At 52.6% G+C, this 25,754-nt stretch carries 27 protein-coding genes; 25 read left to right on the top strand and 2 right to left on the bottom strand.

The window, feature by feature from the left end; genetic code table 11:
- The first annotated feature begins 10 nt into the window (after positions 1–10).
- The 12 genes from DCX48_13455 to DCX48_13400 are packed head-to-tail and all read left to right on the top strand — an operon-like array spanning position 11 to position 11,542.
- On the top strand, positions 11–589 hold the full coding sequence (locus tag DCX48_13455) for a DNA gyrase subunit B (GenBank protein QXE15440.1): 579 nt from the start codon (positions 11–13) through the stop codon (positions 587–589).
- Positions 586–1,941, top strand: a complete 1,356-nt coding sequence (locus DCX48_13450; protein QXE15439.1) for an acyl-CoA synthetase — start codon at positions 586–588, stop codon at positions 1,939–1,941. The genes DCX48_13455 and DCX48_13450 overlap by 4 nt, the downstream gene beginning before the upstream one ends.
- A complete protein-coding gene (locus DCX48_13445) occupies positions 1,928–2,317 on the top strand; it encodes a hydroxymyristoyl-ACP dehydratase (GenBank protein ID QXE15438.1) in 390 nt (129 codons plus the stop codon). The genes DCX48_13450 and DCX48_13445 overlap by 14 nt, the downstream gene beginning before the upstream one ends.
- Positions 2,308–4,023, top strand: a complete 1,716-nt coding sequence (locus DCX48_13440) for a glycosyltransferase family 2 protein (GenBank protein QXE15437.1) — start codon at positions 2,308–2,310, stop codon at positions 4,021–4,023. The genes DCX48_13445 and DCX48_13440 overlap by 10 nt, the downstream gene beginning before the upstream one ends.
- On the top strand, positions 4,023–4,445 hold the full coding sequence (locus DCX48_13435) for an acyl-CoA thioesterase (GenBank protein QXE15436.1): 423 nt from the start codon (positions 4,023–4,025) through the stop codon (positions 4,443–4,445). Before DCX48_13440 ends, DCX48_13435 begins: the two co-directional genes overlap by 1 nt.
- Positions 4,442–5,047 (top strand): outer membrane lipoprotein carrier protein LolA, encoded by a 606-nt coding sequence (locus DCX48_13430; protein ID QXE15435.1) that lies wholly within the window; start codon positions 4,442–4,444, stop codon positions 5,045–5,047. Before DCX48_13435 ends, DCX48_13430 begins: the two co-directional genes overlap by 4 nt.
- Positions 5,019–7,340, top strand: a complete 2,322-nt coding sequence (locus DCX48_13425) for a hypothetical protein (protein QXE15434.1) — start codon at positions 5,019–5,021, stop codon at positions 7,338–7,340. Before DCX48_13430 ends, DCX48_13425 begins: the two co-directional genes overlap by 29 nt.
- Positions 7,337–7,912: a DUF3261 domain-containing protein gene (locus DCX48_13420; protein ID QXE15433.1), complete on the top strand. Its 576-nt coding sequence runs from the start codon at positions 7,337–7,339 to the stop codon at positions 7,910–7,912. Before DCX48_13425 ends, DCX48_13420 begins: the two co-directional genes overlap by 4 nt.
- 1 nt (position 7,913) lies before the next feature.
- Positions 7,914–9,071: a beta-ketoacyl-[acyl-carrier-protein] synthase family protein gene (locus DCX48_13415; GenBank protein QXE15432.1), complete on the top strand. Its 1,158-nt coding sequence runs from the start codon at positions 7,914–7,916 to the stop codon at positions 9,069–9,071.
- A complete protein-coding gene (locus DCX48_13410; GenBank protein ID QXE15431.1) occupies positions 9,064–9,546 on the top strand; it encodes a 3-hydroxy-fatty acyl-ACP dehydratase in 483 nt (160 codons plus the stop codon). The genes DCX48_13415 and DCX48_13410 overlap by 8 nt, the downstream gene beginning before the upstream one ends.
- A gap of 38 nt (positions 9,547–9,584) precedes the next feature.
- The gene (gene fabG, locus DCX48_13405) at positions 9,585–10,316 is read left to right on the top strand and encodes a 3-oxoacyl-ACP reductase FabG (GenBank protein ID QXE15430.1); all 732 of its coding nucleotides are present in this window, start codon (positions 9,585–9,587) and stop codon (positions 10,314–10,316) included.
- Positions 10,316–11,542, top strand: a complete 1,227-nt coding sequence (locus DCX48_13400) for a beta-ketoacyl-ACP synthase (protein ID QXE17240.1) — start codon at positions 10,316–10,318, stop codon at positions 11,540–11,542. Before fabG ends, DCX48_13400 begins: the two co-directional genes overlap by 1 nt.
- 134 nt (positions 11,543–11,676) lie before the next feature.
- Here DCX48_13400 and DCX48_13395 read toward each other — a convergent pair whose 3' ends face one another.
- On the bottom strand, positions 11,677–12,594 hold the full coding sequence (locus tag DCX48_13395) for a DMT family transporter (GenBank protein QXE15429.1): 918 nt from the start codon (positions 12,592–12,594) through the stop codon (positions 11,677–11,679).
- 261 nt (positions 12,595–12,855) lie between these two features.
- Here DCX48_13395 and DCX48_13390 point away from each other — a divergent pair, with 261 nt between their 5' ends.
- From DCX48_13390 to DCX48_13375, 4 genes are read left to right on the top strand one after another with little or no spacing between them, the layout of a single operon-like run.
- A complete protein-coding gene (locus tag DCX48_13390) occupies positions 12,856–13,695 on the top strand; it encodes a transporter substrate-binding domain-containing protein (GenBank protein QXE15428.1) in 840 nt (279 codons plus the stop codon).
- Positions 13,696–13,698: 3 nt separating this feature from the next.
- On the top strand, positions 13,699–14,400 hold the full coding sequence (pxpB, locus tag DCX48_13385; protein QXE15427.1) for a 5-oxoprolinase subunit PxpB: 702 nt from the start codon (positions 13,699–13,701) through the stop codon (positions 14,398–14,400).
- On the top strand, positions 14,397–15,389 hold the full coding sequence (locus DCX48_13380) for a biotin-dependent carboxyltransferase family protein (GenBank protein QXE15426.1): 993 nt from the start codon (positions 14,397–14,399) through the stop codon (positions 15,387–15,389). Before pxpB ends, DCX48_13380 begins: the two co-directional genes overlap by 4 nt.
- On the top strand, positions 15,389–16,162 hold the full coding sequence (locus DCX48_13375) for a LamB/YcsF family protein (protein QXE15425.1): 774 nt from the start codon (positions 15,389–15,391) through the stop codon (positions 16,160–16,162). The genes DCX48_13380 and DCX48_13375 overlap by 1 nt, the downstream gene beginning before the upstream one ends.
- Before the next feature lie 69 nt (positions 16,163–16,231).
- On the opposite strand, the gene DCX48_13370 is transcribed toward DCX48_13375, so the two are convergent.
- Complete coding sequence (locus DCX48_13370; GenBank protein QXE17239.1) at positions 16,232–17,434, bottom strand: pyridoxal phosphate-dependent aminotransferase; 1,203 nt, start codon at positions 17,432–17,434, stop codon at positions 16,232–16,234.
- Between the two features lie 346 nt (positions 17,435–17,780).
- On the opposite strand from DCX48_13370, the gene nac reads away from it, so the two are divergent.
- The 9 genes from nac to pstA all read left to right on the top strand — a co-directional run bounded on the left by nac (position 17,781) and on the right by pstA (position 25,720).
- Complete coding sequence (nac, locus tag DCX48_13365) at positions 17,781–18,704, top strand: nitrogen assimilation transcriptional regulator (protein ID QXE15424.1); 924 nt, start codon at positions 17,781–17,783, stop codon at positions 18,702–18,704.
- 97 nt (positions 18,705–18,801) lie between these two features.
- Positions 18,802–19,254: an acetyl-CoA carboxylase gene (locus DCX48_13360; GenBank protein QXE15423.1), complete on the top strand. Its 453-nt coding sequence runs from the start codon at positions 18,802–18,804 to the stop codon at positions 19,252–19,254.
- 102 nt (positions 19,255–19,356) lie between these two features.
- A complete protein-coding gene (locus DCX48_13355; GenBank protein QXE15422.1) occupies positions 19,357–20,109 on the top strand; it encodes an SDR family oxidoreductase in 753 nt (250 codons plus the stop codon).
- Positions 20,110–20,129: 20 nt separating this feature from the next.
- Positions 20,130–20,825 (top strand): amino acid ABC transporter permease, encoded by a 696-nt coding sequence (locus DCX48_13350; protein QXE15421.1) that lies wholly within the window; start codon positions 20,130–20,132, stop codon positions 20,823–20,825.
- A gap of 5 nt (positions 20,826–20,830) precedes the next feature.
- A complete protein-coding gene (locus DCX48_13345) occupies positions 20,831–21,601 on the top strand; it encodes an amino acid ABC transporter permease (protein QXE15420.1) in 771 nt (256 codons plus the stop codon).
- The gene (locus DCX48_13340; GenBank protein ID QXE15419.1) at positions 21,598–22,332 is read left to right on the top strand and encodes an amino acid ABC transporter ATP-binding protein; all 735 of its coding nucleotides are present in this window, start codon (positions 21,598–21,600) and stop codon (positions 22,330–22,332) included. The genes DCX48_13345 and DCX48_13340 overlap by 4 nt, the downstream gene beginning before the upstream one ends.
- Positions 22,333–22,670: 338 nt before the next feature.
- Positions 22,671–23,711 carry a phosphate ABC transporter substrate-binding protein PstS gene (gene pstS / locus DCX48_13335; protein QXE15418.1) on the top strand — a complete coding sequence of 347 codons (1,041 nt, stop codon included), beginning with the start codon at positions 22,671–22,673 and terminating at the stop codon, positions 23,709–23,711.
- Between the two features lie 162 nt (positions 23,712–23,873).
- Positions 23,874–24,833 carry a phosphate ABC transporter permease PstC gene (gene pstC, locus DCX48_13330; protein QXE15417.1) on the top strand — a complete coding sequence of 320 codons (960 nt, stop codon included), beginning with the start codon at positions 23,874–23,876 and terminating at the stop codon, positions 24,831–24,833.
- On the top strand, positions 24,833–25,720 hold the full coding sequence (gene pstA, locus DCX48_13325) for a phosphate ABC transporter permease PstA (protein QXE15416.1): 888 nt from the start codon (positions 24,833–24,835) through the stop codon (positions 25,718–25,720). Before pstC ends, pstA begins: the two co-directional genes overlap by 1 nt.
- Positions 25,721–25,754 lie beyond the last annotated feature (34 nt).

The raw sequence follows: 25,754 nt of genomic DNA, 5'->3' as shown, positions 1-25,754 counted from the left end.
AGTCTGCCAAGTGATGCGCGTGCTGATAAGTAGTCTGAACATCTTAATGACGCTCGCCTGGCCTTTTCTGGCCTGGTTTAGCATCACGCACCCTGAGCATCGCTGGCTACTTGCGGTGTTGGCGCTAATGTTTGTTCTGCGTTTCGCTACGTTGCGTGATGAGAACCGTTTATTTGCCAACAATGTATTTAAAGGGACGGCGCTGTGGCTGGCTGCGATGGGGATTGCACTTTCCGTTGCCAGTTTATTACTGCGCGATGGTGGCTGGCTGCTGTGGTATCCCGTTGCGGTAAATAGCGTCATGTTGATGCTTTTTGGTGGCTCGCTTTATAGCGGCATGCCGCTTGTAGAGCGTCTTGCCCGACTTCGGGAACCTGAACTCCCCGATCAGGCGATTTCCTATACGCGTCGTGTGACGAAAGTCTGGTGTTGGTTTTTTATTTTTAACGGCAGTATCGCCGTGCTGACCTGTCTTGTCGGCAATCTTCATTGGTGGACGTTATGGAACGGCGTGATCAGCTATGTGCTTATGGGATTGTTGATGGGAGGAGAGTGGTTGATACGCCAACGTCTGAGGAAGCGCGTATGAACGGGTTCACTGTCCGCGCCGCCAATGACTGGCTGTCGGAGAATGATGTCCCTCAGCGCATTGTTGCCAGTAATGGTTCCAGTACGTTCACGTTGAGCATGCTGAAAGCGCAGGTGATTGCGCTTTGTCAGCAGCTAAGCCAGCGGAATGAGATGCGTTGGGCGCTGTGTTTTGAAGACAGCTACCGCTTCACGATCGGGCTTCTGGCTGCTTTGCATGCGGGAAAAACGCCTGTCATTCCTGGTCATTGCCGCCAATCAGTATTAGAAGAACAGGCGGATGAGTTTGATGGGTTATTGACGGATGTGTCGCTGCATCTGGATTGCCCCATATTTACCCTAACGGCTGAGACGATGAACGTCTCTGAGGCCGTGTTACCACCCATACCGGATGATGCCTGTGTTGTCTTGTTCACATCAGGATCTACCGGGAAGCCACGTCAGATTGTTAAACCTGTGCGCTGTCTGGATGAAGAGTCGCGTTGGCTGGCGGATCGTTGGGGTGTGCATTTGCAAGGTTGTGATGTGATCGCTTCCGTCACCCACCAGCATTTATATGGGCTGACGTTTCGCATTTGGTTACCGATGGCGCTGGGGTTGCGCTTTGATAGCCGCCAACTGCTTTATACCGAACAGCTTACTTCACAAAATCGCCAGCAGCGTTACGCGTTTATTAGTAGCCCGGCATTCTTACGCCGCATCGATCGTGCGCTTTCTGCTCCTTTATGTTCGTTGATCGTCTCCGCGGGAGGAACATTACCTTGGGTGCATGCCGAAGCGGCAGCGGAGTGGTTTACGCACCCCATCAATGAAATATACGGCAGTACAGAAACGGGCGTTTTAGCATGGCGATCGCGCGAGACCGATACCGTGCCGTGGCAATTATTTCCCGGTGTGTCACTACGGCGTGATGACCAAGATAACTGGTGGGCGCAGTCGGCGCTGATTCCCAATGCTCAGGGACACAAGCTGGATGACCGATTGGTGTTTGATGACGGCGGCCATTTTCAACTGTGCGGCAGACATGACCGAGTAGTGAAGATCGAAGACAAGCGCATCTCGCTAAGCGAGATAGAACGGCGTTTACTCGATCTGCCCGATATTGCCGATGTGGTCGCGCTTCAGGTGACGCGCCCAGAGCGTAGCGGGATTGGCGTGGTGCTGGTGTTGCGCACCCCCGACAAGCTCGCTGACTTACCGAATTTGAAACGCCAATGGCGGCATGAATTGCAAAAATGGCTGGAGCCATTAGCGATGCCGCGTTTCTGGCGCGTTGTTGACGTTATTCCCCACAATAGCCAGAGTAAACGTGCCTGGCCGCAGATACAGGAATTGTTTCATGTTGCCCGTTGAGCTTGTCCGGCACGATGTAAAAAAGACGGATGAAACGTCTCAGGTTGAATTGATGCTACAGGTTGACCCTGACCTGTTCTGGTTCAATGGTCACTTTACGGGTCAGCCGCTGCTACCCGGTGTGGCACAGCTGGATTGGGTCATGCATTACGCGACGACAGTGCTGGCGCAAGGGTGGACGTTCTTGTCTATTGAAAACATTAAATTCCAGCAGCCGATTTTGCCCGGAAAAACGCTGCGTCTGGTGCTGATATGGCATGCCGGAAAGCAATCGCTGACGTTTAGCTACAGCATTCTGGAGGGCGATACTGAGCGCACAGCCAGCAGCGGAAAAATAAAGCTCACGCCGATTATGGAAGACAATCCATGTCAGTAAATGGCGCATTCTCGCCCTGCGTGGTGATCCCCTGTTATAACCACGGTGCCATGATGGCATCGGTGTTGGTGCGTTTGGCACCGTTAGCGCTTCCGGTTTTTATTGTTGATGATGGCAGTGATGCGGCAACGCAGCATGTTCTCAATCTGCTGGCAGCGGAAAATGACGGTGTGACGTTGATTCGGTTGGCGAACAACAGCGGGAAAGGCGCCGCGGTGATGCGCGGTATTGAAGCCGTCGCGCAGGCAGGGTTTAGCCATGCCTTACAGGTTGATGCCGACGGGCAGCATCAGATTGAAGATGCGCCGCTTTTGTTGGATGAGGCAAAAACGCACCCAGATTGCCTGATTTCCGGTCGACCGCGTTACGATGACTCGGTGCCTAAATCACGCCTTTACGGGCGTTATGTCACCCACGTTTGGGTCTGGATAGAAACGCTATCCCTCTCCATCAAGGACAGCATGTGCGGTTTCCGTGTCTATCCGGTTGCGGCCACGGTATCTCTTCTCTCTCGGAAGTCTCTTGGCCGCCGTATGGATTTCGATACGGAAATTATGGTGCGATTGTACTGGGCGGGAACGCCCAGTCGCTTTATTGAAACGGCAGTGACGTATCCAGAAAACGGCCTGTCTCATTTTGATGCGTTGCACGACAATCTGCGGATTTCCTGGATGCATACCCGCTTATTTTTCGGCATGCTTCCACGTATTCCCGTGTTACTCATGCGGCAGCGTCAGCAGCACTGGGCTGGCGTGTCGGAACGCAAGGGCTTGCTCGGTATGCGGTTTATGCTGGCGGTCTATCAACGGTTAGGTCGCGGGGTGTTTACGCTGTTTCTCTGGCCTGTTATCGCGTTTTACTGGCTGACCGGCCGCACTGCACGCAAGGCGTCTCAGTCATGGCTGCGGCAAATTGGGGAGTATGCGCATCAGCAAGATATCCTGCTGCCCAAACCACTCAACAGCTATCACCATTTTCTCCGTTTTGGTCAGGCGATGCTGGATAAAATCGCCAGCTGGCGTGGCGATCTACACTGGGGCCGCGATATTGATTTTGCTCCCGGTGCACAAGAAGCCATTGAGCACGGCAGGCAAAAAGGGCAGTTGATTTTGGCCTCACACCTTGGCGATATCGAGGTATGCCGGGCGCTGGCACCACAGGTGAGTGGGCTGGTGATTAACGCACTGGTGTTTACTGAAAACTCCCAGCGTTTTAAGCAGGTGCTGGAAGAGATCGCTCCGCAGGCCGGTGTGAATCTTATCCCTGTCAGCAATATTGGGCCGGATACCGCAATTATGCTGCAACAAAAGCTGGATGCCGGTGAATGGGTAGCGATTGTCGGCGATCGCACGGCGGTGCATCGTCAGCGCGGCGGTGTTCGGCGTGTGGTGTGGAGCCCGTTTTTGGGAAAAGAAGCGCCTTTTCCTCAAGGGCCTTTTGTACTGGCCGCGGCGCTACGTTGCCCCGTATTACTGATGTTTGTTATCCGCGAGCAGAAAAAGCTGCGTGTCTACTGCGAACCCTTTGCCGATAGCATTACGTTGCCGCGTCCAACCCGACAGCAGGCTTTACAGCAGGTTGTCGATCGCTATGCCGAACGGCTGGCGCACTATGCGCTGAAATCCCCACTCGACTGGTTTAATTTTTTTGATTTCTGGAGTCTGCCTGATGATGACGGCCGAACTGCTGGGAAAAAGGAGTCATAGTGCTAAACGATCCCCGCTTAAGCCATGAAGTTGAACTAACCGTGTCTTTCCATGACTGTGATCCGATGGGCGTGGTGTGGCACGGTAACTATTTTCGTTTTTTTGAAGTCGCGCGCGAGGCGCTGCTCAGCAAATTTAACTATGGCTATCGCGAAATGCAGGCATCTGGCTATGTGTGGCCTGTGGTGGATACACGGGTGAAATACCGTGCGGCGCTGACTTACGAACAACGTATACGCATTCGCGCCACTATCGAAGAAGTCGAGAACCGTTTGCGCATCGCTTACTTGATTTTCGATGCTGAAAGCGGCCAACGCACGACGACCGGTTATACGATTCAGGTCGCGGTACAGGAAGGATGTCGTGAACTGAGTTTTGTTTCTCCCTCTATTTTATTTGAGCGCCTTGGAGTGACGCCATGATACGACTGATTGTCGGGATTTTTGTGCTGTTGAGCAGTGTGGCGCAGGCCGTCACGCTTGACGATTTACAACAGCAATTCAGTAGCCAGCCGGTTGTACGCGCCGATTTCACCCAACTGCGTGAAATAAAAGGCATGGCGAAGCCGCTTAAATCTGGCGGGCAACTGCTGATCGCGCAGGATAAAGGGCTGTGGTGGCATCAGGCAGTGCCGTTTCCGCTGACGATGGTGTTGGACGAAACGCGTATGGTTCAGGTGATGAACGGGCAAGCACCGCAGATTGTCACGGCGGAAAGCAACCCGCAGATGTTTCAGTTTAACCACCTGCTACGTGCTTTGTTTCAGGCCGATCGCCACGTATTAGAGCAGAATTTTTCCATCAATTTTACCGATCTCGGTAAGCAGCAGTGGCGGCTGGTGCTGACGCCAAAAACGTCGCCGTTAGATAAATTGTTCAACACGATTACGCTGAACGGCGGTGCGTTTCTTGACGGCATTGAACTGGATGACCGCCAGGACGACATGACCAGAATTACGCTGAGCAATCAGCGGATCGAACCCCGGATGTTAAGTGATGATGAGCTACAGCGTTTCGTTTTCTGACGGTATCCGTCGCGCGGCGCTGGTTTGGGTTGGCTGCTGTGTCGTGTTGATCGCGGCGCTGGCGCTGTTGCTGCCGAAGTCGCAGATCAATAGTAGCGTATTGGCACTGTTACCCAAGCAATCGATGGGCGCACTTCCCCCTGAGCTACAGCAAGGCTTTATGCAGCGCCTCGATCGGCAGATGGTGTGGCTAGTCACACCCGGCAAACAGGCAGAGCCCGCCGTGGCGGACTGGTGGCTAAAACACCTGCGTGCGCTTCCCGATCTACAACAGGTCAACGGCCCGATTGATGCTGAACAGCAGCAGCGGTGGGGAAAATTCGTTTTTGAACATCGCAACGGTCTGGTCGATTCCGCCACGCGGGCGCGGCTGGAAAATGGCGGCGTAGCCCAGGCTGATTGGGTTCTGGCACAGCTTTATTCCGCGTTTGCTGGCGTGAGTGGCAAGGAGTTGAATCACGATCCTTTGATGTTGGTGCGTGGATCACAACTGGCGTTGCAGCAAAATGCCAGCCAACTGGGGCTGTCACAAGGCTGGCTAACGGCAAAAGATGCGCAAGGCCGTATCTGGTATTTTCTGCACGGTGAGCTCAGCGGTGGTTCCTTCGACATGGCGCGTAACCAACAACTGGTTGATAAGCTGGGTATCCTTGAGCGCGATCTCAAGGCCGCATACCCTGATGCCGAAGTGCTAACACGCGGGACGGTATTATTCAGTAACTATGCCAGTCAACAGGCTAAAAAGGATGTTTCTACCCTTGGTGTCGCCACCGTGGCTGGCGTACTGCTGCTGATCTTCTTTGTCTTTCGTTCACCGCGACCGCTGCTGTTATGTGGATTATCGGTGGGTATTGGTGCGCTAGCAGGTACCGTCTTTACCCTGCTGCTATTCGGTGAGCTGCATTTGATGACGCTGGTGATGAGCCTCAGCATCGTCGGTATTTCAGCGGATTATACACTCTATTATTTGACCGAAAGGATGGTTCACGGCGGTCATGTTTCCGCAATGGAAAGCCTGAAAAAGGTGCTGCCAGCCCTTTTGCTCGCGCTGGGCACCGCTGTGGTAGCCTACCTGATCATGGCACTGGCACCGTTCCCCGGCTTACAGCAGTTGGCGGTGTTCGCTGCAACCGGGCTGACGGCCTCCTGCCTGACCGTGGTGTGCTGGTATCCTTTTCTGGTTAAAGGGCTACCCGTTAGACCGGTTCCCGCGATGGTGTTGATGGGGCGCTGGCTAGCTGCATGGCGGCGTCAGCGCGTCGTGCGTTTAGGGATTCCACTGGCGCTACTGGTGCTTTCTATCGTGGGGCTGCTGCGACTGGAGGTTAATGATGATATTTCCCAGTTACAGGCACTGCCGCAGGATTTGATGCAACAAGAGCGGCAGTTGACGGCACTAACAGGTCAGAGCGCCGATCAAACCTGGTTCGTCGTTTACGGTGACAGCGCGGAGGAGACATTGCTGCGTCTGGAACAGCTCGCCCCGAAACTGCGTGACGCGCAGCAACAGGCGTGGTTAAAGCAGTATCGATTACTGCCGCTTTCTTCGCAGGCTCAGCAACAGCGTGATAGCCAGCTTATTGCTTCGGCAGCAGCAACGGTGATCGGGCGTCTTAATGACACGGGCGTTGATGTTGCCATGCCGGATGTACGACCTATGCCAGTAACGCCAGAGCGCTGGCTGAATAGCCCAATAAGTGAAGGATGGCGGTTGCTGTGGCTGACGTTACCTAATGGAAAAAGCGGTGTTCTGGTTCCGGTAAGCGGCGTGAGCAATAGCGCCGCGCTGGGGCAGATGGCCAAAACCCTGCCGGGCGTGGAGTGGATCGACAGAAAAGCAACCTTTGACGCGCTGTTCGGTTTCTATCGCGCCATGCTGGGATGGTTGCTGACGGCAGCATTGGCGGTGATTGCGCTGAGTTACGTGATTCGTCTTGGGCTACGTCGTGGAGTCGTCAATGTGGTGCCGTCGGTGTTGTCGCTAGGCAGCGGTTTGGCGGTTCTGGCGTTAAGTGGTCATTCGCTGAACCTGTTCTCATTACTCGCGTTGGTTCTGGTTCTGGGTATTGGCATCAATTACACGCTATTTTTCAGCAACCCGCGTGGTACGCCGATGACCTCGTTACTGGCGGTGACGCTGGCGATGTGCGTCGCGCTGTTGACGCTGGGTATGTTGGTTTTCAGCAGCACTCAGGCCATCAGCAGCTTCGGGATTGTGCTTTGTAGCGGTATTTTTACCGCCTTTTTGCTGGCGCCTCTGGCGTTGCCTTATTCAAAAGGGAAACGGAAATGACATTATTGCGACGCGGGCTTCTGCTCATTGGTGTGCTGGTATTGAGCGGTTGTGCCAGCAAGCAGCATGATGACAACCGTCCACAGGCGTGGCTCAAACCGGGTGTGAAAGTGACGCTACCCGCACCCGCGATTACCCCATCTGTCAACGAACAGCAGCTGTTGACGGGGACCTTTGACGGTAAGCAACAATCGCTGCTAGTGATGTTGAGTGCCGATGATAAGCAACTGTCGTTGGTTGGGCTTTCCTCTATCGGTATTCGTCTGTTTAAGGTCACCTACGATGCTCAGGGTATTCATTCTGAGCAGTCCATCGTCTTGCCTCAGTTGCCGCCGGCCAGTCAGGTACTGGCGGATATCATGTTGAGCCACTGGCCGATTGCGGTGTGGCAGACGCAACTGCCAGCGGGTTGGTCGCTGAAAGATAGCGGTGATAAGAGACAACTGCGTGACAATCGCGGCACGCTGATTACTGAAATTCGCTATATGACGCGGAATAACCAGCGCGTGCCGATCAGCGTTCAGCAATTCGTCTTTGGTTATCACATCGTGATTCAACATCTGGATAGCTAGCATGATTTACATTAACGCCGTTGGTGCGCTGAATGCGCTGGGCAATAATTTGGATGAGATTGCCGACAACCTTGCCAGCGGCCATGCGCCGGGCATGCGTCCAGATTCTGGATGGTTATTGCATGATAAGCCCTGTTGGACCGGGAATGTTGATGCGGAATTACCGACCATTCCGGTGGAATTAGCGGCGCATAACAGCCGTAATAACCAGCTATTGCTGGCCGCACTGGAGCAAATTCGGGCCCAAGTGGACGCGGCTATCGCGCAGTTTGGTCCTGACCGCGTGGCCGTGGTTCTGGGAACCAGTACTTCAGGGTTGGATGAAGCCGACCGCTATGTCAGTGAAAATATTTCCACTTATCACTATGCGCAGCAGGAACTTGGCGATCCTTCCCAGTTTTTGTCGGCCTATCTGGCTTTAAATGGGCCAGCTTACACCCTATCAACTGCCTGCTCTTCCAGCGCCAGAGCGCTGATCAGCGGTAAACGATTGATCGATGCCGGGCTAGTGGATGTGGCTATCGTTGGCGGCGCGGATACGCTGAGTCGTATGCCGCTGAATGGCTTCGATAGCCTTGAATCACTCTCTTCAACGCGTTGCCAACCGTTTAGTGAAGAACGTAATGGCATCACGATCGGCGAAGGCGTTGCGCTGATGTTGATTGGAAAACAGCCCGATCGTGTGGCGGTTTTGGGCTTAGGTGAGTCGTCCGATGCTCACCATATGTCAGCGCCGCACCCGGAAGGTGAAGGGGCGATTCGCGCAATGAATATGGCATTGTCACAAGCCGGATTGCAGCCTGAGGATGTGGGTTATATCAATTTACACGGTACTGCCACACGTCTGAACGATCAGATTGAGGCTAATGTGGTTCACGCCGTTTTTGGCGATCGCGTGCCCTGTAGCTCAACCAAACACCTCACCGGCCATACGCTGGGTGCCGCCGGTATTAGTGAGGCCGCGCTCTGCTGGTTACTTCTGACGCGAGATCTTCCGTTGCCAGCGCAGGATTTCTCACACAGTCGCCCCGATGCGTCACTGCCATTATGCGGCTTGCTCCGTGAGTCTGCGCCGCTTGCCCGCTCAGTGATTCTGTCTAATTCCTTTGCGTTTGGCGGCAATAATACGTGTCTGATTTTGGGGAAGAATCATGAGTGAGTATCTGGCTGCGGCAGATTATCTGCCCCATTCAGCCCCGATGGTGCTGGTGGACGAGGTGATCCATGTTGATGATGAACACGCGCACTGTCGTGTGGCGGTCAGCCGCGAGGGGATTTTGGCACCGTTTCTGAATGCACAGGGACATCTGCCAGCCTGGTTTGGTATCGAAATTATTGCTCAAACGATCGGAGTCTGGTCTGGCTGGCACGGGCGTCAGAGCCTCGGGTTGCAAGAGAAGCCGCGCCCCGGCATGCTGCTCGGCGGGCGGGGTTATCACTGCCAACAGGCTATTTTCCCTGCCGGATCCCTGCTTGATGTAACCGTTATGCTGGTGATGCGTGACGAAAAAATTGGTAGCTTTGAGGGTGAAATAGCGATTGATGGAGAGAAGTATGCCTCTGGTCGGTTGAACACCTATCAACCCGACGATCGTGAGTTAAACATACTTTTAGAACAGGGAAAGCCATTATGACAACCGGAAAAACTATTATTAAAACCGGAAAAACAAGCATGACGCGTTCTGTGTTAGTGACCGGTGCCAGCAAAGGGATCGGTCGAGCGATTGCACGGCGTCTGGCGGCGGATGGTTTTACCGTGGTGGTGCATTATCACCGTGATGAAAACGGAGCAAAGGAAACCTTACGCCACATTACGGATCAAAACGGTTCCGGTCGTATTGTTAGCTTCGATATTGCCGATCGAGAAACGTGTCGTACCGTTATTGAACAGGATATTGAGGCGAACGGTGCCTACTATGGCGTGGTCAGTAATGCCGGTATCACCTGTGACGGCGCCTTTCCCGCCCTAGACGAGCAAGCTTGGGATAGCGTGATTCACACCAATCTCGATAGCTTTTATAACGTGATCCATCCCTGTGTGATGCCGATGATCGGCCTGCGTAAAGGCGGACGAATTATCACGTTGTCTTCTGTTTCCGGGATTATGGGGAATCGGGGGCAGGTCAACTACAGCGCAGCGAAAGCGGGCATTATCGGCGCAACGAAAGCGTTGGCTATTGAATTGGCAAAGCGAAAAATCACCGTAAACTGCATCGCACCCGGCTTGATTGATACTGGCATGATTCAAATGGAGCCGGTCGCCGTTGAAGAAGCAATGAAGATGATCCCGATGAAACGCATGGGGCAGGCGGAAGAAGTCGCAGGGCTGGCGAGTTATCTTATGTCCGATATCGCGAGTTATGTAACGCGTCAGGTCATTTCTATTAATGGAGGGATGCTGTGATGCGTCGCGTGGTGGTAACGGGAATGGGTGGGGTTACCGCATTCGGTGAATCCTGGGAAAGCGTCTCTGATGGTTTGCGCGCAGGGCAGAATGCCATACGTAAGATGCCCGAATGGCAGGTGTATGATGGCCTGAATACGCAGTTGGGTTCGCCGATTGATAACTTCAGTCTGCCAGAACATTACACGCGTAAACGCATCCGCTCGATGGGGCGCGTGTCCCTGATGGCAACTCGAGCCACCGAATTGGCGCTGGAAAAAGCAGGGTTGATTGGTCATCCGGCGCTGACTAATGGAGAAACCGGCATTGCTTACGGTTCTTCAACGGGGAGCACGGGGCCGGTGAGTGAATTCGCCACCATGCTGACAGAAAAGCACACCAATAATATTACCGGTACGACCTATGTGCAGATGATGCCGCATACTACGGCGGTGAATGCCTGTCTGTTTTTTGGGCTGCGCGGCCGTGTGATTCCGACGTCCAGTGCCTGTACATCGGGGAGTCAGGCGATTGGCTATGCTTGGGAAGCAATACGCCATGGCTATCAGACGGTAATGGTTGCTGGCGGTGCGGAAGAGCTGTGTCCATCGGAGGCAGCCGTATTTGATACGCTGTTTGCCACCAGCCAGCGCAACGATGCGCCGGAGACTACGCCGTCTCCTTTTGACGCCAGCCGCGACGGTTTGGTTATCGGCGAAGGGGCTGGTACGTTAGTGCTGGAAGAGCTTGAGCATGCATTGGCGCGTGGGGCGACGATTTATGCTGAACTGGTTGGGTTTTACACCAACTGTGATGCGGCACATATCACGCAGCCCCAGCGTGAAACCATGCAGATTTGTATTGAAGGATCGCTGCGCTGTGCAGGGTTGCAGCCCAGTGATGTGGGTTATATCAGCGCCCACGGTACAGCAACCGATCGGGGTGACGTCGCGGAGAGCCTGGCAACCGCCGCCGTGTTCGGTAAATCCACACCGATTTCGTCGCTAAAAAGCTATTTCGGTCATACGCTGGGTGCCTGTGGTGCGCTTGAAGCGTGGATGAGTATCGAGATGATGCGTGAAGGCTGGTTTGCACCGACGCTTAATTTACGGCAACCTGCGGAAGACTGCGGCGAATTGGACTACATCATGGGTGAGCCACGCCATATTGAGACTGACTACATTCAGTCTAATAACTTCGCCTTTGGCGGCATCAATACGTCGCTGATTTTCCGCCGTTGGCAATAATGGATTGAGAGTACCCACATTTGCTCTCTGGCAAAGATACTCGGCCTCAGTCGTAGTCAGTATTGCCTCTGGTATCGCTAAGGGGGCGGGATTATATGATTGATTAACAACGGCTGGTGCCACAGGCTCAGCTGTTAGGATGAACGGACAATATGTCCTTTACGTTGGCGTCGATTGCACCAGATAGTGAAAATTCCGGCTAGCGCTACCACGGATGCCCCCATCAGGGTGGCATATTCCGGTAAGTTATCGAGGAATAAATAACCGATCACCATCGACCACACCAGCGTGGTGTAATCGAACGGTGCCAATAGCGACGCATCGGCATAGCGCAGGCTGAGGGTAACTAAAATTTGTGCTATCCCACCAAACAGGCCGCAGCCTATGAGTAACAGCCACTGCCAGCCATGTGGCATTTTCCAGCCAAATACCAGCGTAAACAGCCCAATCAGCGTCGTCATCAGGGAAAAATAAAAGACAATAGCTCCGGGTGATTCCACGCCATTTAAAAAACGGATTTGTATATTCGACGTGGCCGCGCAGGCGGCGGCAAGCAGGGCAAATGTGGCACCGAGTGCAGTACCATCCAGCGCAAAGCCAGATGAAAATAGCCCGTTGCTAATGGTTAACTTAGCGGAAAGCATAATTAGAATGCCGCAGAAGCCAACTATCACTGCTAGCCAACGGGAAAAGTGAACATTTTCTTTTAATAAAATAGCCGCCATTAATACGGTAAATAGCGGTGCGGCATAACTAATGGCTGTCGCGTCTGCCAGCGAAATATAGACCAGCGCTAGATAATTAAAATACATACCGCCAGTGCCGGAAAAACCGCGAATTAGGTGACCGAAAATATTTTTAGTTTTTATCCGTTGCAGGATGTTGCCCTGAACTTTCAGCCAAAGCAGGAGCGGAAATAACGCGACAAAAGATCGGAAAAAAATGACCTCACCGGTAGGGATCGCACCGTTTAGTCCTTTAACACAGGCCAGCATTAGCGTGGCGCACAGTGCTGAGAGGATTTTCAGCGACACCCCGAGTCTGGCATTCATGGCATTACCCTATTAGTTACGTACGTAGACCGCACAACCTTATTACGGCCATCATGCGTCCGATAAGATAATTTTGCTCTGCCAGAATAACGTTTACTTATTGTTACCCGTCCGACGTCATATAAATTACATATCCCGCAACAGGGTTTCTGTCTTACCTCCTTCAATGCAATGCCGATATAGTCGTTTTTAGTCCATAAATAGCGCTGAGCTAGCAGTCAACGGCGTGTATTCAACGAATTCACACTTTGGAGAAACATCATGACTTTGAAATATAGCGCTTGTTCGGTGCTGGCTTTGCCACTGGTTTTGGTTTTTTCACCGGCGAAAGCGGATTTGCTCTCCGACATTACCGCTCGCGGTGATCTGCAATGTGCGGTCTATTCCGATGTGCCGCCGTTTTCCTCCCCCGATCCGAAAACGCGCCAACTGGCAGGCATGGACGTGGATTTGTGTCATGCACTGGCAAAAGAGATGGGGGTGAAGGTTACGCTGGTTCCAACCTCCGTGGAGGCTCGTATCGCGGTCATCGCGACAGGGCGTGCAGACGTGCTGATTGCCAACCTCGCCTATACCAAAACCCGTGGTAATCAGATTCAGTTTAGCGACCCGTACTATGTCGCTAAAGAGATGCTGTTGGTAAAAAAAGCCAATGCGGATAAGGCTATTGAGGATTTCAAAGGCCAACGTATTAGCGCAACCAAAGGCACCACATCTGAGCAATCCATTCACCTGAAAGGCGGCAAAGCGGTAACTTTCCAGGATTCGGCCTCTGCTTTCCTAGCGCTACAGCAAAATAAAGCCGTAGGTTTTGTGACCAACACCATGACGGGTATCAAAATGATATCTCAGGCGAAAAAAGATGGCATTGAGCTGGCGATGATAAAAGAGCCAATGGCGCTGGAGCCGATTGGTGTGGGCATGAAACGCGATGAACCCGCGCTACTGGCGAAGGTCAACAGCAGCCTGAAAACCATGGATGATAACGGCACCATTGATGGTATTTGGGATACGTGGATTGGCCCGAATACCGAATACAAAATGGTACGCGAAGAACGCGTTCAGCCGCTGGCTAACCTGAAATTTGAACCGCTGGAATAAGTTATGGGGCTGTTAGCACATGACCTGCCTATGCTGAATAAAGCCGAGAATGTCGATACGGTAAAGCTGTCCACGATGGGCAGCCGTGCCTGGCTGGTTGAAGCACCGGGCGAGTTCAGCTTGGCTGTTCAGCGCCGTATCTGGTCGCTGGCACAGATGCTCGCAGAGCGTGATGAGGTGGAATCATTAATTCCTGGTGTGACTAATCTGCTGGTTTTGTTGCGTGTGACACCGGACGATCCTGATGATTTCCCGCAACGGCTGCGGTGTTATTGGCAGCAGGCCAGTGAGATTCACTCTGAAGGCAAACGTATTGATATTCCTGTGACATACGGCGGCGAGCTGGCGAGCGATCTGGATGACGTCTGTCGCCATACGGGCTTCTCTGCGAAAGAGGTGATTCGCCGTCACTATCAGGGCAACTACACGGTATTTGCTCTTGGTAGTGCACCGGGGTTTGGCTATTTGCACGGTCTTGATCCGTTACTTGCTACGCCACGTAAAAAAGTGCCGTCGCTCAATATGCTTAAAGGCACGGTCACCATCGGTGGGCCACAAACGGGTGTGTCGGTGCTGACAGGGCCGAACGGTTGGAATGCCATTGGTTTTGCCGATCTGGCGATGTTTGATCCCCTAGCGGATAGCCCTGCGTTGATGGCGCCAGGCGATACCATCCGCTTTATACCGCAGAGGATTGAGCTGTGATTGAAATTGAGCGAACGGGCGCACTGAATACGGTACAGGATTTAGGGCGTACGCATTTTCGGCATCTTGGCGTATCGGTGAGCGGCGTAATGGATCCGCTGGCATTACGGGTGGGGAATACGCTTCTCGGCAACGACGATAACGCCGCTGCTATTGAAGTGCAGGTCTTCCCACTGCGTGTGCGTTTTCGTCAGGCGATGTCTATTGCGCTCACGGGGGCAGATTGCCGTGCCCTACTTGATGGTGTGGAGCTACCGCCGTGGTGGGGGTGTCGCGTGGAAAAAGATCAGGTGTTGGAGATGCGTTTCCCACGCTCCGGTGCTCGCGGTTATTTGTGTGTCGCGGGGGGCATTGATGTGCCGCTGGTTATGGGGTCGCGTAGTACGGCGCTGCGCGGTAGTTTTGGCGGGTTACACGGCCGGCCGATAGAGAAAGGGGATATCTTGCCCGTCGGCGAATCCACCGCTCCGCCGCTGCCCGCTTGCGGTATGGGCGTTGAACCGCCGGATATCGCCCTGCGAGATGTTTTCCCTGTCGCCGAGAATGGCGTCCTACCCATCCGCGCAATTCCCTCGGGGGAGTATCACCTGTTTGCTAACGACACGGCACGTTTCTGGCAGCAACCGTGGCAAGTGTCGTTACAAAGTAACCGAACAGGTTACCGATTGGCGGGTGAACCTATCCAACCTTCCCGCGTTATTGAGATGCGTTCTTACGGGCTCATCCCCGGCATTGTACAAGTCCCGCCAGCGGGTGAGCCAATCATTCAGTTGAGCGATGCTAATACGGCGGGCGGCTATCCCAAAATGGCCTGTGTGATTGAAGAAGATCTCTGGCGTCTTGGTCAGCTACAGGCTGGGAAGTCGATTCAGTTTATTCAAAGCGACGCAAAAGAGGCCGTTGTGGTACGACGAGCCACTGAGCGCTGGTTGGCACGTCTGAAAGTGTTCGCGCTGCCGCTGGCATCGATGATTGAGCAGAGGACATAATGAAAATTGATGTGAATTCTGACATGGGCGAAGGTTTTGGCGTCTGGCGTGTCTGCGATGATGATGCCATGATGCGGATTGTTTCGTCCGCCAATATTGCCTGTGGCTTTCATGCCGGCGATCCGGCGATCATGACGCGGATGGTGCGGCTGGCAAAAGCCCACGGTGTGGGGATCGGCGCGCATCCAGGCTTGCCTGATAAATTAGGTTTTGGGCGCAAAGAAATGGCCTTTAGCGCTGACGAACTGTGCCAACTGGTGGTGTATCAAATTGGTGCGCTATGCGCGTTGGCGGAAAATGAAGGTATGCGTGTTTCGCACGTCAGTTTTCATGCGGCGATGGGCAATATGATCAACCGTGATGACATATTGGCTCTTCAGGTGATGCAGGCCATTCATCGTCTTGATCCTGAAATGATTATTTTCTCTCAGCCGGATACTATTATCGAACGCGCCGCCCGTGAGGCTGGATTGAGAAGCCTCACGCTATTCTTAGCGGATCGCGCCTATGATGCACAGGGGCATTTGGTGCCGCGCGGCACAGCCGGTGCGTTGATTAGTGAAGAAACACAGGTGCGCGACCGTGTACGCCAATTTTTGGAACAAGGCACGGTCAAGACCATTGAAGGGGATATGATTTCTGTTCGCGCTCAGTCTATTTTGGTACACAGCGACACGCCGGGGTCGGTCGAACTGGCTGCCATTGTTCGTAGTGAAATCGAAGCCTGTGGTGGAACTGTCACGCCCGCAGCGGATGTTATCGCCCCATCATAAGCTCCCCCGCTAACTGGCGAGAACCTCATTTTTACCCTCTTCACCCTGTGTTGAGTGAAGAGGGATCGTTTAATGACAACCGTTGCAGAATGCACCCAAGCGTGCGCATCCCGTCTCAAGGCGTTCCATGCTCGTGGCGTAAGAAAGACGAATATACGGGCTCATGCCATAGGCGGCACCTTGCACCGTCACGACGTGTTGCTCTTCAATCAGTGCCATGACAAAGTCAGCATCGCTTTCAATGCGCCGCCCGCCAGCACTCGTCTTGCCAATAAAATGGGCGATATTCACAAACAGATAAAAAGCGCCCTGCGGTTTGTGGCAGCGCAGGCCGTCAATGGCTGCCAGTTTTTCCAGTACGAAATCCCGACGCTGGCGATAAATCGCGGCGCGTTCTTTAAGCAGATCCTGTGGGCCATCTAATACGGCAATTGCTGCTGCCTGCGCTAATGTCGCGATGCCGCCCGCATTTTGCGTGTTCACATTACTCATTGCTTTGATTAACGCGACAGGGCCGCCACAAAAGCCCAGTCGCCAGCCTGTCATCGAGTATGCTTTTGATACACCGTTTACCGTGAGTACGCGATCAAACAGGCGTGGCTCGACCTGCGCCATAGTCAAAAATTCGCAGTCGTCATAAATCAGGTGCTCGTAAATATCATCGGTCATGACCCAGACGTGTGGATTATCCAACATCACATCGGCGATAGCCTGCAACTCACTGCGGCTTGCCACAGACCCCGTAGGGTTGCTCGGATAATTCAGCAATAGCCATTTGGTTTTCGGCGTGATCGCATGAGCAATATCTTGCGACAAGGGTTTAAAACCGTGTTCTTCACGGCAAGCGACTGGCACTGGCGTACCGCCAGCAAATTTCACGATGTCGGCGTAGCTTATCCACGAAGGTGTGGGGATGACCACTTCATCACCCGGATTTATCGTTGCCATCATGGCATTGAAAATAATCTGCCGTGCACCGCCAGAGGTAATGATTTGGCTGATGTCGTAGTTGAGATGGTTATCGCGCTTGAATTTGCGCTGAATAGCCGCCCGTAGCGTGGGTGTACCGTCGGTCGGCGGATAACGAGTATCACCCGCGAGTGCGGCAGCATAAGCCGCTTCAATCGCGTGCACCGGAGTAGGGAAATCCGGTTCACCGGTTGAAAGCCCAACCACATCAATACCCTGAGCGGCAAGGTCACGTGCTTTTTGCGTCATCGCGACGGACGCGGAAATAGCAATGTTATTAAGTCGATCGGCAATATCTGGCATATCACAGGTGTTCCAGGTCATGAGTCAGCGGGAGACCACGCAGGGGCGCAGTAGGTGAATGTCATCAATAACGAGGTGACGTGTGTTGAGGATAGGGAACCGATGGTGTGAGCCGTTAATACTGCTTTGTTGTGGGGACATAACTGAATGCGATAGTTAACCGAACGGTTTATCCCTTCGTGATGCAACGGGTCGTGGATCTGCTCTGCAACGGTGCGTTCCACCAGAAGGTTGGACGTAGCGTATTTCAGTTCCCACCTTTGCTGGCACGACTGTCGTTGAGGCGCATCATAACTGGCACATGCATTGCTTGTATGGATGTTGTGATATGAGGGAGACACCATCAATGAATCTGCGTCGCTTGAAGTATTTCATCAAAATTGTCGATGTGGGTAGCCTGACCCAGGCTGCGGATATTCTGCATATCGCCCAACCTGCGTTGAGCCAGCAACTTGCTACGCTGGAAGGTGAAGTGAACCAGAAACTGTTGATCCGCACCAAGCGGGGTGTCACGCCGACTAACGCGGGGAAGATCCTTTATAGTCACGCCCAGGCGATTTTACGCCAGTGCGCGCAGGCACAGAGTGCCATTGATCGAGCGGGTGGAGAATTGAGTGGCAGTGTGTCGGTAGGGCTCGCGCCGGGAACGGCGGCTCAGCAGCTTGCGCTTCCTTTAATGGCTGAAGTTCAGCGCCAGTATCCCGGCATTGTTCTCTATTTCAATGAAAATTTCGGCACTACGTTGAGCGAGTTGATCATGAATGGTCGCATGGATATGGCGGTGATTTATGACAACCGAAATATCCACGGGCTGCGTTTTATTCCCTTGATGAAAGAACCTTTGTGCTTTGTTTGCCCAAATAGCCTGATGAAACCGAAAAAAGAAATTACGCTGGCGGAGGTCGCACAACACAATCTATTCTTACCACGTATTTACAACATTATGCGCAAAATCGTGGATGAGGCGTTTATAAAAGAGGGGCTGACCTATCAGGTTAAATGCGAAATTGAATCGCAAACCACGCTCAATGCCGTTCTGGCGGCGGGTATGGGCTGTACGATCATGCCGGATTCGGCGGCGCGTAGCATGTTGAATGCCTCCAATGCGTGGATGGCGAAAATCATCGATCCAGATATCTATGCGTCACTCTCATTCTGTATGTCCGATCATCTGTCGCTCTCTGAACCTGCGGAAGTCGTGAAAAATATTCTTCTGTCGCTAATGGCGGATAGAACACCAGACAACCGACCCTTGACCTTGGTGAGTTAATAAGCCGCGCTTATCCCCGTAAAGCGAAACCCTCTTACTGACCCGCATAGCGGTCAGGGTAGAGTGTTGTCAGGACATCTTGCCTATGTGCAGATGCATGACGACTTATGCCAGTGATTGGCCAGAGATGAAACCAAAGACAATGACACTCGCCGAACTTCGCCTGCTTGCAAAAACACTGCGAAAAACAGCTATTAATCGCATCGAAATTAATGGGAAAGGTTGGTCGGTGCGTATGGCCCGTGTACCGACTGTGCCAGTTACGCTTCCCTCTGTCGAACCGGCAGAGCCACCAAACGTTATTTTTACGGTATGTGCGCCTCTGCCCGGCAAGCTTTTATTGCGTCATCCCTTGCTGGATGCGTGTTACGTGACGCTAGAAAAAGATGTGCAGGTTAATGATGTTCTGGGTTTTATCAAAGTCGGTGTGGTGTACATACCGCTAAGAAGTACGGTCAGCGGCACGGTGGTTGCTGTCGAATTCACAGATGAACAACAGGTTGAATATGGAAGCGAAATTTTTCGTATCCGAACCTTGTCAGGATTATAAGACCCCCTTATTGCCTCACATCATTTATGTCTTATACCAACCTGAAATAACGGCTTACAGTCGAAACAGAGAATAAAACAGCATGATGATAGGAGAGGTTCAATGCCATTTTCGGATTATAACGTTGCCCTGGTAACCGGAGCATCCGCTGGGATGGGTGAGGCAATTGTCGAACGGTTATGCCGGGAAGGCATCACGGTACACGCGGTTGCCCGCCGCCGTGAACAATTGGCGGCACTGGCTGAACGCACCGGGTGTATCCCGCATGCGGTGGATGTCGCAGATTTGCATGCGCTGACCGAACTGTGTTGCGATCTTAAGGTGGATATTCTGGTCAATAATGCGGGTGTGTCGCACCCGGGATCTATCCTCAACGCGGATGAAAACGTGATTGACACTCAGGTGGATGTCAATTTACGTGCGGTGCTGCACTTGTGCCGGCTTCTGGTGCCTGGAATGGTGTCGCGGGATTGTGGTCACGTCATTAACATCACCTCGATTGCGGCAATTTATAACTTCAACGGCAATTCCGTTTATCACGCCACCAAAGCCGGGGTACACGCCTTGTCACGCCAACTGCGCGTCGACTGCTACGGTAAGCGGGTACGTGTTACCGAAATTTGCCCAGGTCGTGTCGCAACGGATATTTTCGGCAATGTGTCTGGCGATTATGAAGAGGCGCGCAAACGCTTTATTGAAGGATTTGAACTGCCGCAGGCGCAAGATATCGCTGATTGTGTTGCGTTTGCCCTTAGTGCCCCGATAGCGGTGAATATCGGTAATATCGAGATTACTCCGACGCTGCAAGTACCTGGCGGGCTTTCTACCATGCGGCCTGGCGACAGTATCGCCTGATTTTCAAGGGGGTACATTATATGGCGCTCGATTTCACAACCTTTATGACAGGCCGTTATGCAGACGTGATTGTTGAAGGTGCAATGATTACGCTGAAACTGGCTGTGGGGGCCTGGCTGCTGGCCATGTTCATTGCACTAATACTGCTGGTGATAAGGCTGACAGAGCGCCGCGTAGCAATATGGCTGGTAGCCGCCTACGTCTCTTATCATCGTAATGTACCCACTCTCATTCAGTTGATGATGTGGTACTTCGCTATTCCCACGCTGTTGCCGGAATCGTTGCAAATGTGGATCAACAGCTTCAATGCTGAATTCCTGTTCTCGATGTTTGCGCTTGGTTTGTGTCAGGCTGCCTATTTTTCGGAGGATATCCGCAGTGGTCTTCGCGCTATTCCAGACGGGCAAAATGAGGCATCCCGCGCACTGGGTATGAGTTTTATGCGCTCAATGCGTTCTGTGATCCTGCCGCAGGGCATTCGCAACGCGCTGCCGTCGCTGATCAACCACACTGTACTGCTATTTAAAAACACCAGTCTGGCAATGGTGATTGGCGTAGCGGAACTGACGTACATCACTCGCGATCTAGAGAACCAGACGTTCCGCACCTTTGAAGCTTATTTGATTGGCACGCTAGGGTATTTGATATTTTCCCTGCTACTGATGGGGGCGGGGGCGCTGCTATCGCGTCACTATCAACGTGTGTATGCGAGGTAACGACGATGTTTGATATTTTCACGATCCTGCGTGACCACGGAATGTTGCTTTTGGTAGGGCAATACCCGAGCGGACCACTCGGCGGTGTACTCTGTACCCTGTTGATTTCATTGCTCGCGGTGTTGCTGTCGTTCCCGCTTGGTGTTTTGGTTGGGTTGGCACGGCTATCTCCGTGGCGCTGGTTAAGCTGGCCCGCCACGTGCTGGGTATATACGCTGCGTGGCATTCCACTGATGATGGTCGTGTTCTGGACCTATTTCTGTGTGCCTCTGCTTATCGGCCATAACATCAGCGGTTTTTCGACCATGCTATGCACACTCGTGATTTACGAGAGCGCCTACATTGCCGAGATTGTGCGCGGAGGGATTCAGGCGCTGCCGTCAGGGCAATATGAAGCCTCGCGTGCATTGGGTATGAGCCACCTGAAAGCCTTGCGGCTGGTGATCTTACCCCAGGCGCTATTTAACTCGTTACCAAGCCTAATCAGCCAACTGGTGTCGATTATCAAAGACAGCACATTGGGCTATGTGATTAACGTTCCTGAGCTGACCTACGCGGCTAATCAGGTGAGTAACCAACTGCTTACCAAACCGTTTCAGGTCTTCGCCATTGTCGCGCTGAGTTACTACATCATCTGTTTTAGTTTTACTTTTTTAGCGAACCGACTTGAAAGCTGGATTGCCAACAAGCGGCTGAATGGGCAATCCCCGTCGGGTGATGATGGCCATCATCAATTATTTTTCGCCAACCCTAATCTGAAGAAGGAGGCACCATGATCCCGATGATTTTATTTAATCAGGTCAATAAATGGTATGGTGAATATCAGGCGCTGACCAATTTGAGTGCTGAAGTTAAACCCGGTGAAGTGGTGGTGGTTTGTGGCCCATCCGGTTCTGGAAAATCCACGCTAATTCGCACCGTCAATCGTTTAGAGCCTATTGAACAAGGGCAGATCTTATTTGATGGCATTGATATTCATGGCACCAGCACGCGACTGAATCAACTTCGTACACGCATTGGCTTTGTCTTTCAGAACTTCAACCTGTTCCCGCACGTATCGGTCATTGATAACATTATGATGTCGCCGATCAAGGTACTGGGCATGAAACGTTCAGAAGCGCGTAAGAACGCGGGAGAATTGCTTGAGCGGGTGGGGTTGTCACACAAAGCACAAGCGTATCCTGCGCAACTTTCCGGTGGGCAACAGCAGCGAGTGGCAATTGCGCGCGCACTGGCGATGAAGCCACCCGTCATGTTATTTGACGAACCGACATCGGCGCTCGATCCTGAAATGGTCGGCGAAGTGCTGAACGTGATGCGCGGTCTGGCACAAGAGGGAATGACCATGATGTGTGTGACGCATGAAATGAATTTTGCCCGTGACGTTGCCGATACTATTTGGTTTATGGATCAGGGACGAATTTTAGAGAAATCAACGCCAGCGCGGTTCTTCACTGCGCCTGAGCATCCCCGTGCGAAACGATTTTTGAGCGATTTGGTCGTATAAAATAGAGCCTGTACATCGAAGGGTGTACAGGTTTCGGCAGGTCAATACCCACAAGTCAGCCTTTCGGGTTCATCGGTTTTGCATGGGCTTTGCCCTACTGACGTTCGTCTCAGAAATCAGTTGATGACGGGGATTCAAATCATCCGCAGTAAAGCCCCTCAGGGTTAAAAAGGCCTGAATTTTCCCGCTTGCTGTTATTGTCATAAAACTGTCATGTTGTGTACATTTTACTGTCACCAAATTGTCCTATTTTTCCTCCTGCGAACTACACTCTGATTTGATAACTCTGATTGATAACGACTCTACGTCGACACGTCGAGTATCCCACAGGAGGGATTATGAAACTGATGCGTACCACTCTTGCCAGTGTTGTTGCGGCAACCTTTTCTTTGACGGCATTTTCTGCTTTTGCTGCTGCTAACCTCACCGGTGCCGGTGCGACATTCCCAGCGCCTGTTTATGCTAAATGGGCTGACTCCTATCAAAAAGAAACCGGCAATAAAGTTAACTATCAAGGAATCGGTTCTTCTGGCGGTGTAAAACAGATTATCGCTAAAACGGTAGACTTTGGTGCTTCTGATGCGCCGCTGGCTGACGACAAATTAGCACAGGATGGTTTATTCCAGTTCCCAACCGTTATCGGTGGCGTGGTACTGGCAGTGAACGTTCCTGGTATCAAATCTGGTGAATTGACGCTGGATGGTAAAACACTGGGTGATATCTACCTGGGTAAAATCAAAAAATGGAACGACCCGGCGATTACCAAGCTGAACCCGAATGCCAAGCTGCCGGATCAGGATATTGCTGTGGTTCGTCGTGCTGACGGTTCTGGTACTTCTTTCGTGTTCACCAGCTATCTGGCGAAAGTGAACCCAGAATGGAAAGAGAAGATTGGTGCTGGTTCTACTGTGAACTGGCCGACCGGTCTGGGCGGTAAAGGTAACGATGGTATCGCGGCGTTCGTACAGCGTCTGCCTGGTTCTATCGGTTACGTAGAATATGCGTATGCCAAGCAGAACAACCTGGCTTACACCAAACTGATTTCTGCCGATGGCAAAGCGGTTAGCCCGACTGGCGCAAGTTTCAGCAACGCGGCCAAAGAGATCGACTGGAGCAAGTCTTTCGCTCAGGATCTGACTAACCAGAAAGGCGCTGATGCATGGCCGATCACGTCAACCACGTTCATCCTGGTTCATACCAAACAGGAAAAACCTGAGCAGGGCGCTGAAGTGTTGAAATTCTTCGACTGGGCGTTCAAGAAAGGCGGTGAGCAAGCAGAAGCACTGGATTACGCCACACTGCCAAAAGAAGTGACTGAGCAAATCCGTGCTGCCTGGAAAACTCAGGTCAAAGACAGCAGCGGTAAAGCACTGTACTGATTATTGTATCGACAGCCGTCGTGTTGATAACCAGATCGTGATGAGGTTGTCAGGTTCTGGGAATACGGTAGTGGAATAACACGTCGTATCGGGGCGGAGAGGTGATAAGCCTCTCTGCCTTCAATAGCTTATTAAATGTAGTTAAAACGAGAAGAGAGACGTATGGCGGAGTACAAGCCAACTATCAAAGCCCCGGGAAAATATGGCGATATCCTCTTCAGTGCGCTGGTAAAACTGGCGGCGCTGGTCACGCTACTGCTATTGGGAGGCATTATTGTTTCCCTGATTGTGGCGTCCTGGCCCAGCATCGAGAAGTTCGGTTTTTCCTTCTTGTGGACGAAAGAGTGGGATGCGCCCGCAGAGCAGTTTGGTGCGCTGGTTCCGATTTACGGCACCATCGTGACCTCACTGATTGCACTGATTATTGCGATTCCGATTAGCTTCGGGATTGCGTTATTTCTGACTGAACTGGCACCAACCTGGTTGAAACGTCCGCTTGGCGTGGCGATTGAATTGCTGGCGGCCATTCCGAGTATTGTTTACGGCATGTGGGGGCTGTTCATTTTTGCTCCGCTGTTTGCCAAATATTTCCAGCAGCCGGTAGGCAACGTCCTGTCCGGCATTCCTATTGTTGGCGCACTGTTCTCCGGTCCGGCGTTCGGGATTGGTATTCTGGCAGCTGGCGTCATTCTGGCCATCATGATTATTCCGTACATTGCGGCGGTCATGCGTGATGTGTTTGAGCAAACGCCGGTGATGATGAAAGAGTCTGCCTACGGCATCGGTTGTACGACGTGGGAAGTGATCTGGCGCATTGTGCTGCCTTACACCAAGAACGGTGTCATAGGCGGGGTGATGTTGGGGTTGGGGCGCGCTTTGGGGGAAACCATGGCAGTGACCTTTATCATCGGCAACACCTACCAGCTCGACAGCGCTTCACTCTATATGCCAGGAAACAGTATTACCTCTGCGCTGGCGAATGAATTCGCCGAAGCCGAATCCGGCGTGCATACCGCGGCGCTGATGGAGTTGGGGCTAATCCTGTTTGTGATTACCTTTATTGTTCTGGCGTGTTCAAAACTGATGGTTATGCGTCTGGCAAAAAATGAGGGGGCGCGCTAATGGCTACATTAGGCATAGAACAAGAAGCCGCACTGGAACGCTCACGGCGTAAAATGCAGGCCTGGCGCCGCCAGAAAAACCGTATTGCACTGTTTTTATCCATGTCTACGATGGCCTTCGGCCTGTTCTGGCTGGTATGGATCCTGTTCTCGACCGTTACCCGAGGCGTGGATGGCATGTCTCTGGCGTTATTTACCGAAATGACACCACCGCCAAATACCGCGGGTGGTGGGTTGGCGAATGCCATCGTCGGGAGCGGATTGCTGATCCTGTGGTCGACGCTGCTGGGTACGCCGCTGGGCATTATGGCGGGTATCTATCTGGCGGAATACGGTCGTAAATCCTGGATCGCTGAAGTGATTCGTTTCATCAATGACATTCTGCTGTCAGCGCCGTCCATTGTGGTCGGCCTGTTTGTCTACACGCTCGTGGTGGCAAAGATGCAGCACTTCTCCGGTTGGGCTGGGGTAATTGCGCTGGCGCTGTTGCAGGTGCCGATTGTGATTCGTACCACCGAGAACATGCTCAAACTCGTGCCGGATAGCCTGCGTGAAGCCGCTTATGCGCTGGGTACGCCGAAATGGAAAATGATTTCTGCGATTACGCTGAAAGCATCGGTATCGGGCATCATCACCGGGGTGTTACTGGCTATCGCGCGTATTGCCGGGGAAACGGCGCCGTTGCTGTTTACGTCGCTGTCGAATCAGTTCTGGAGCACGGATATGATGCATCCGATTGCTAACCTGCCCGTTACCATCTTCAAATTTGCGATGAGCCCATTTGTGGAATGGCAACAGTTGGCCTGGGCGGGTGTACTGCTGATTACGCTGTGCGTTCTGCTACTGAATATTCTGGCGCGTGTTATTTTCTCCCCGAAGACACATTAGTTCGCTAAAAACATTAGTTTTCTGATAAACATTA

Origin of the sequence: Pectobacterium atrosepticum, from assembly GCA_019056595.1 — a bacterium.
GTDB classification, from domain to species: Bacteria; Pseudomonadota; Gammaproteobacteria; order Enterobacterales; family Enterobacteriaceae; genus Pectobacterium; species Pectobacterium atrosepticum.
Note: the sequence above shows the minus strand (reverse complement) of the source record. Positions and strands in the feature narration are given on the sequence as shown.

What these genes read in the sequence shown, in the direction of transcription:
- DCX48_13450 (QXE15439.1), top strand. Translation starts at nt 586, where the DNA reads ATGAACGGGTTCACTGTCCGCGCCGCCAATGACTGGCTGTCGGAGAAT.
- DCX48_13445 (QXE15438.1), top strand. Translation starts at nt 1,928, where the DNA reads ATGTTGCCCGTTGAGCTTGTCCGGCACGATGTAAAAAAGACGGATGAA.
- DCX48_13440 (QXE15437.1), top strand. Translation starts at nt 2,308, where the DNA reads ATGTCAGTAAATGGCGCATTCTCGCCCTGCGTGGTGATCCCCTGTTAT.
- DCX48_13430 (QXE15435.1), top strand. Translation starts at nt 4,442, where the DNA reads ATGATACGACTGATTGTCGGGATTTTTGTGCTGTTGAGCAGTGTGGCG.
- DCX48_13425 (QXE15434.1), top strand. Translation starts at nt 5,019, where the DNA reads ATGATGAGCTACAGCGTTTCGTTTTCTGACGGTATCCGTCGCGCGGCG.
- DCX48_13420 (QXE15433.1), top strand. Translation starts at nt 7,337, where the DNA reads ATGACATTATTGCGACGCGGGCTTCTGCTCATTGGTGTGCTGGTATTG.
- DCX48_13415 (QXE15432.1), top strand. Translation starts at nt 7,914, where the DNA reads ATGATTTACATTAACGCCGTTGGTGCGCTGAATGCGCTGGGCAATAAT.
- DCX48_13410 (QXE15431.1), top strand. Translation starts at nt 9,064, where the DNA reads ATGAGTGAGTATCTGGCTGCGGCAGATTATCTGCCCCATTCAGCCCCG.
- fabG (QXE15430.1), top strand. Translation starts at nt 9,585, where the DNA reads ATGACGCGTTCTGTGTTAGTGACCGGTGCCAGCAAAGGGATCGGTCGA.
- DCX48_13400 (QXE17240.1), top strand. Translation starts at nt 10,316, where the DNA reads ATGCGTCGCGTGGTGGTAACGGGAATGGGTGGGGTTACCGCATTCGGT.
- DCX48_13395 (QXE15429.1), bottom strand. Translation starts at nt 12,594, where the DNA reads ATGAATGCCAGACTCGGGGTGTCGCTGAAAATCCTCTCAGCACTGTGC.
- DCX48_13390 (QXE15428.1), top strand. Translation starts at nt 12,856, where the DNA reads ATGACTTTGAAATATAGCGCTTGTTCGGTGCTGGCTTTGCCACTGGTT.
- pxpB (QXE15427.1), top strand. Translation starts at nt 13,699, where the DNA reads ATGGGGCTGTTAGCACATGACCTGCCTATGCTGAATAAAGCCGAGAAT.
- DCX48_13375 (QXE15425.1), top strand. Translation starts at nt 15,389, where the DNA reads ATGAAAATTGATGTGAATTCTGACATGGGCGAAGGTTTTGGCGTCTGG.
- DCX48_13370 (QXE17239.1), bottom strand. Translation starts at nt 17,434, where the DNA reads ATGCCAGATATTGCCGATCGACTTAATAACATTGCTATTTCCGCGTCC.
- nac (QXE15424.1), top strand. Translation starts at nt 17,781, where the DNA reads ATGAATCTGCGTCGCTTGAAGTATTTCATCAAAATTGTCGATGTGGGT.
- DCX48_13360 (QXE15423.1), top strand. Translation starts at nt 18,802, where the DNA reads ATGACGACTTATGCCAGTGATTGGCCAGAGATGAAACCAAAGACAATG.
- DCX48_13355 (QXE15422.1), top strand. Translation starts at nt 19,357, where the DNA reads ATGCCATTTTCGGATTATAACGTTGCCCTGGTAACCGGAGCATCCGCT.
- DCX48_13350 (QXE15421.1), top strand. Translation starts at nt 20,130, where the DNA reads ATGGCGCTCGATTTCACAACCTTTATGACAGGCCGTTATGCAGACGTG.
- DCX48_13345 (QXE15420.1), top strand. Translation starts at nt 20,831, where the DNA reads ATGTTTGATATTTTCACGATCCTGCGTGACCACGGAATGTTGCTTTTG.
- DCX48_13340 (QXE15419.1), top strand. Translation starts at nt 21,598, where the DNA reads ATGATCCCGATGATTTTATTTAATCAGGTCAATAAATGGTATGGTGAA.
- pstS (QXE15418.1), top strand. Translation starts at nt 22,671, where the DNA reads ATGAAACTGATGCGTACCACTCTTGCCAGTGTTGTTGCGGCAACCTTT.
- pstC (QXE15417.1), top strand. Translation starts at nt 23,874, where the DNA reads ATGGCGGAGTACAAGCCAACTATCAAAGCCCCGGGAAAATATGGCGAT.
- pstA (QXE15416.1), top strand. Translation starts at nt 24,833, where the DNA reads ATGGCTACATTAGGCATAGAACAAGAAGCCGCACTGGAACGCTCACGG.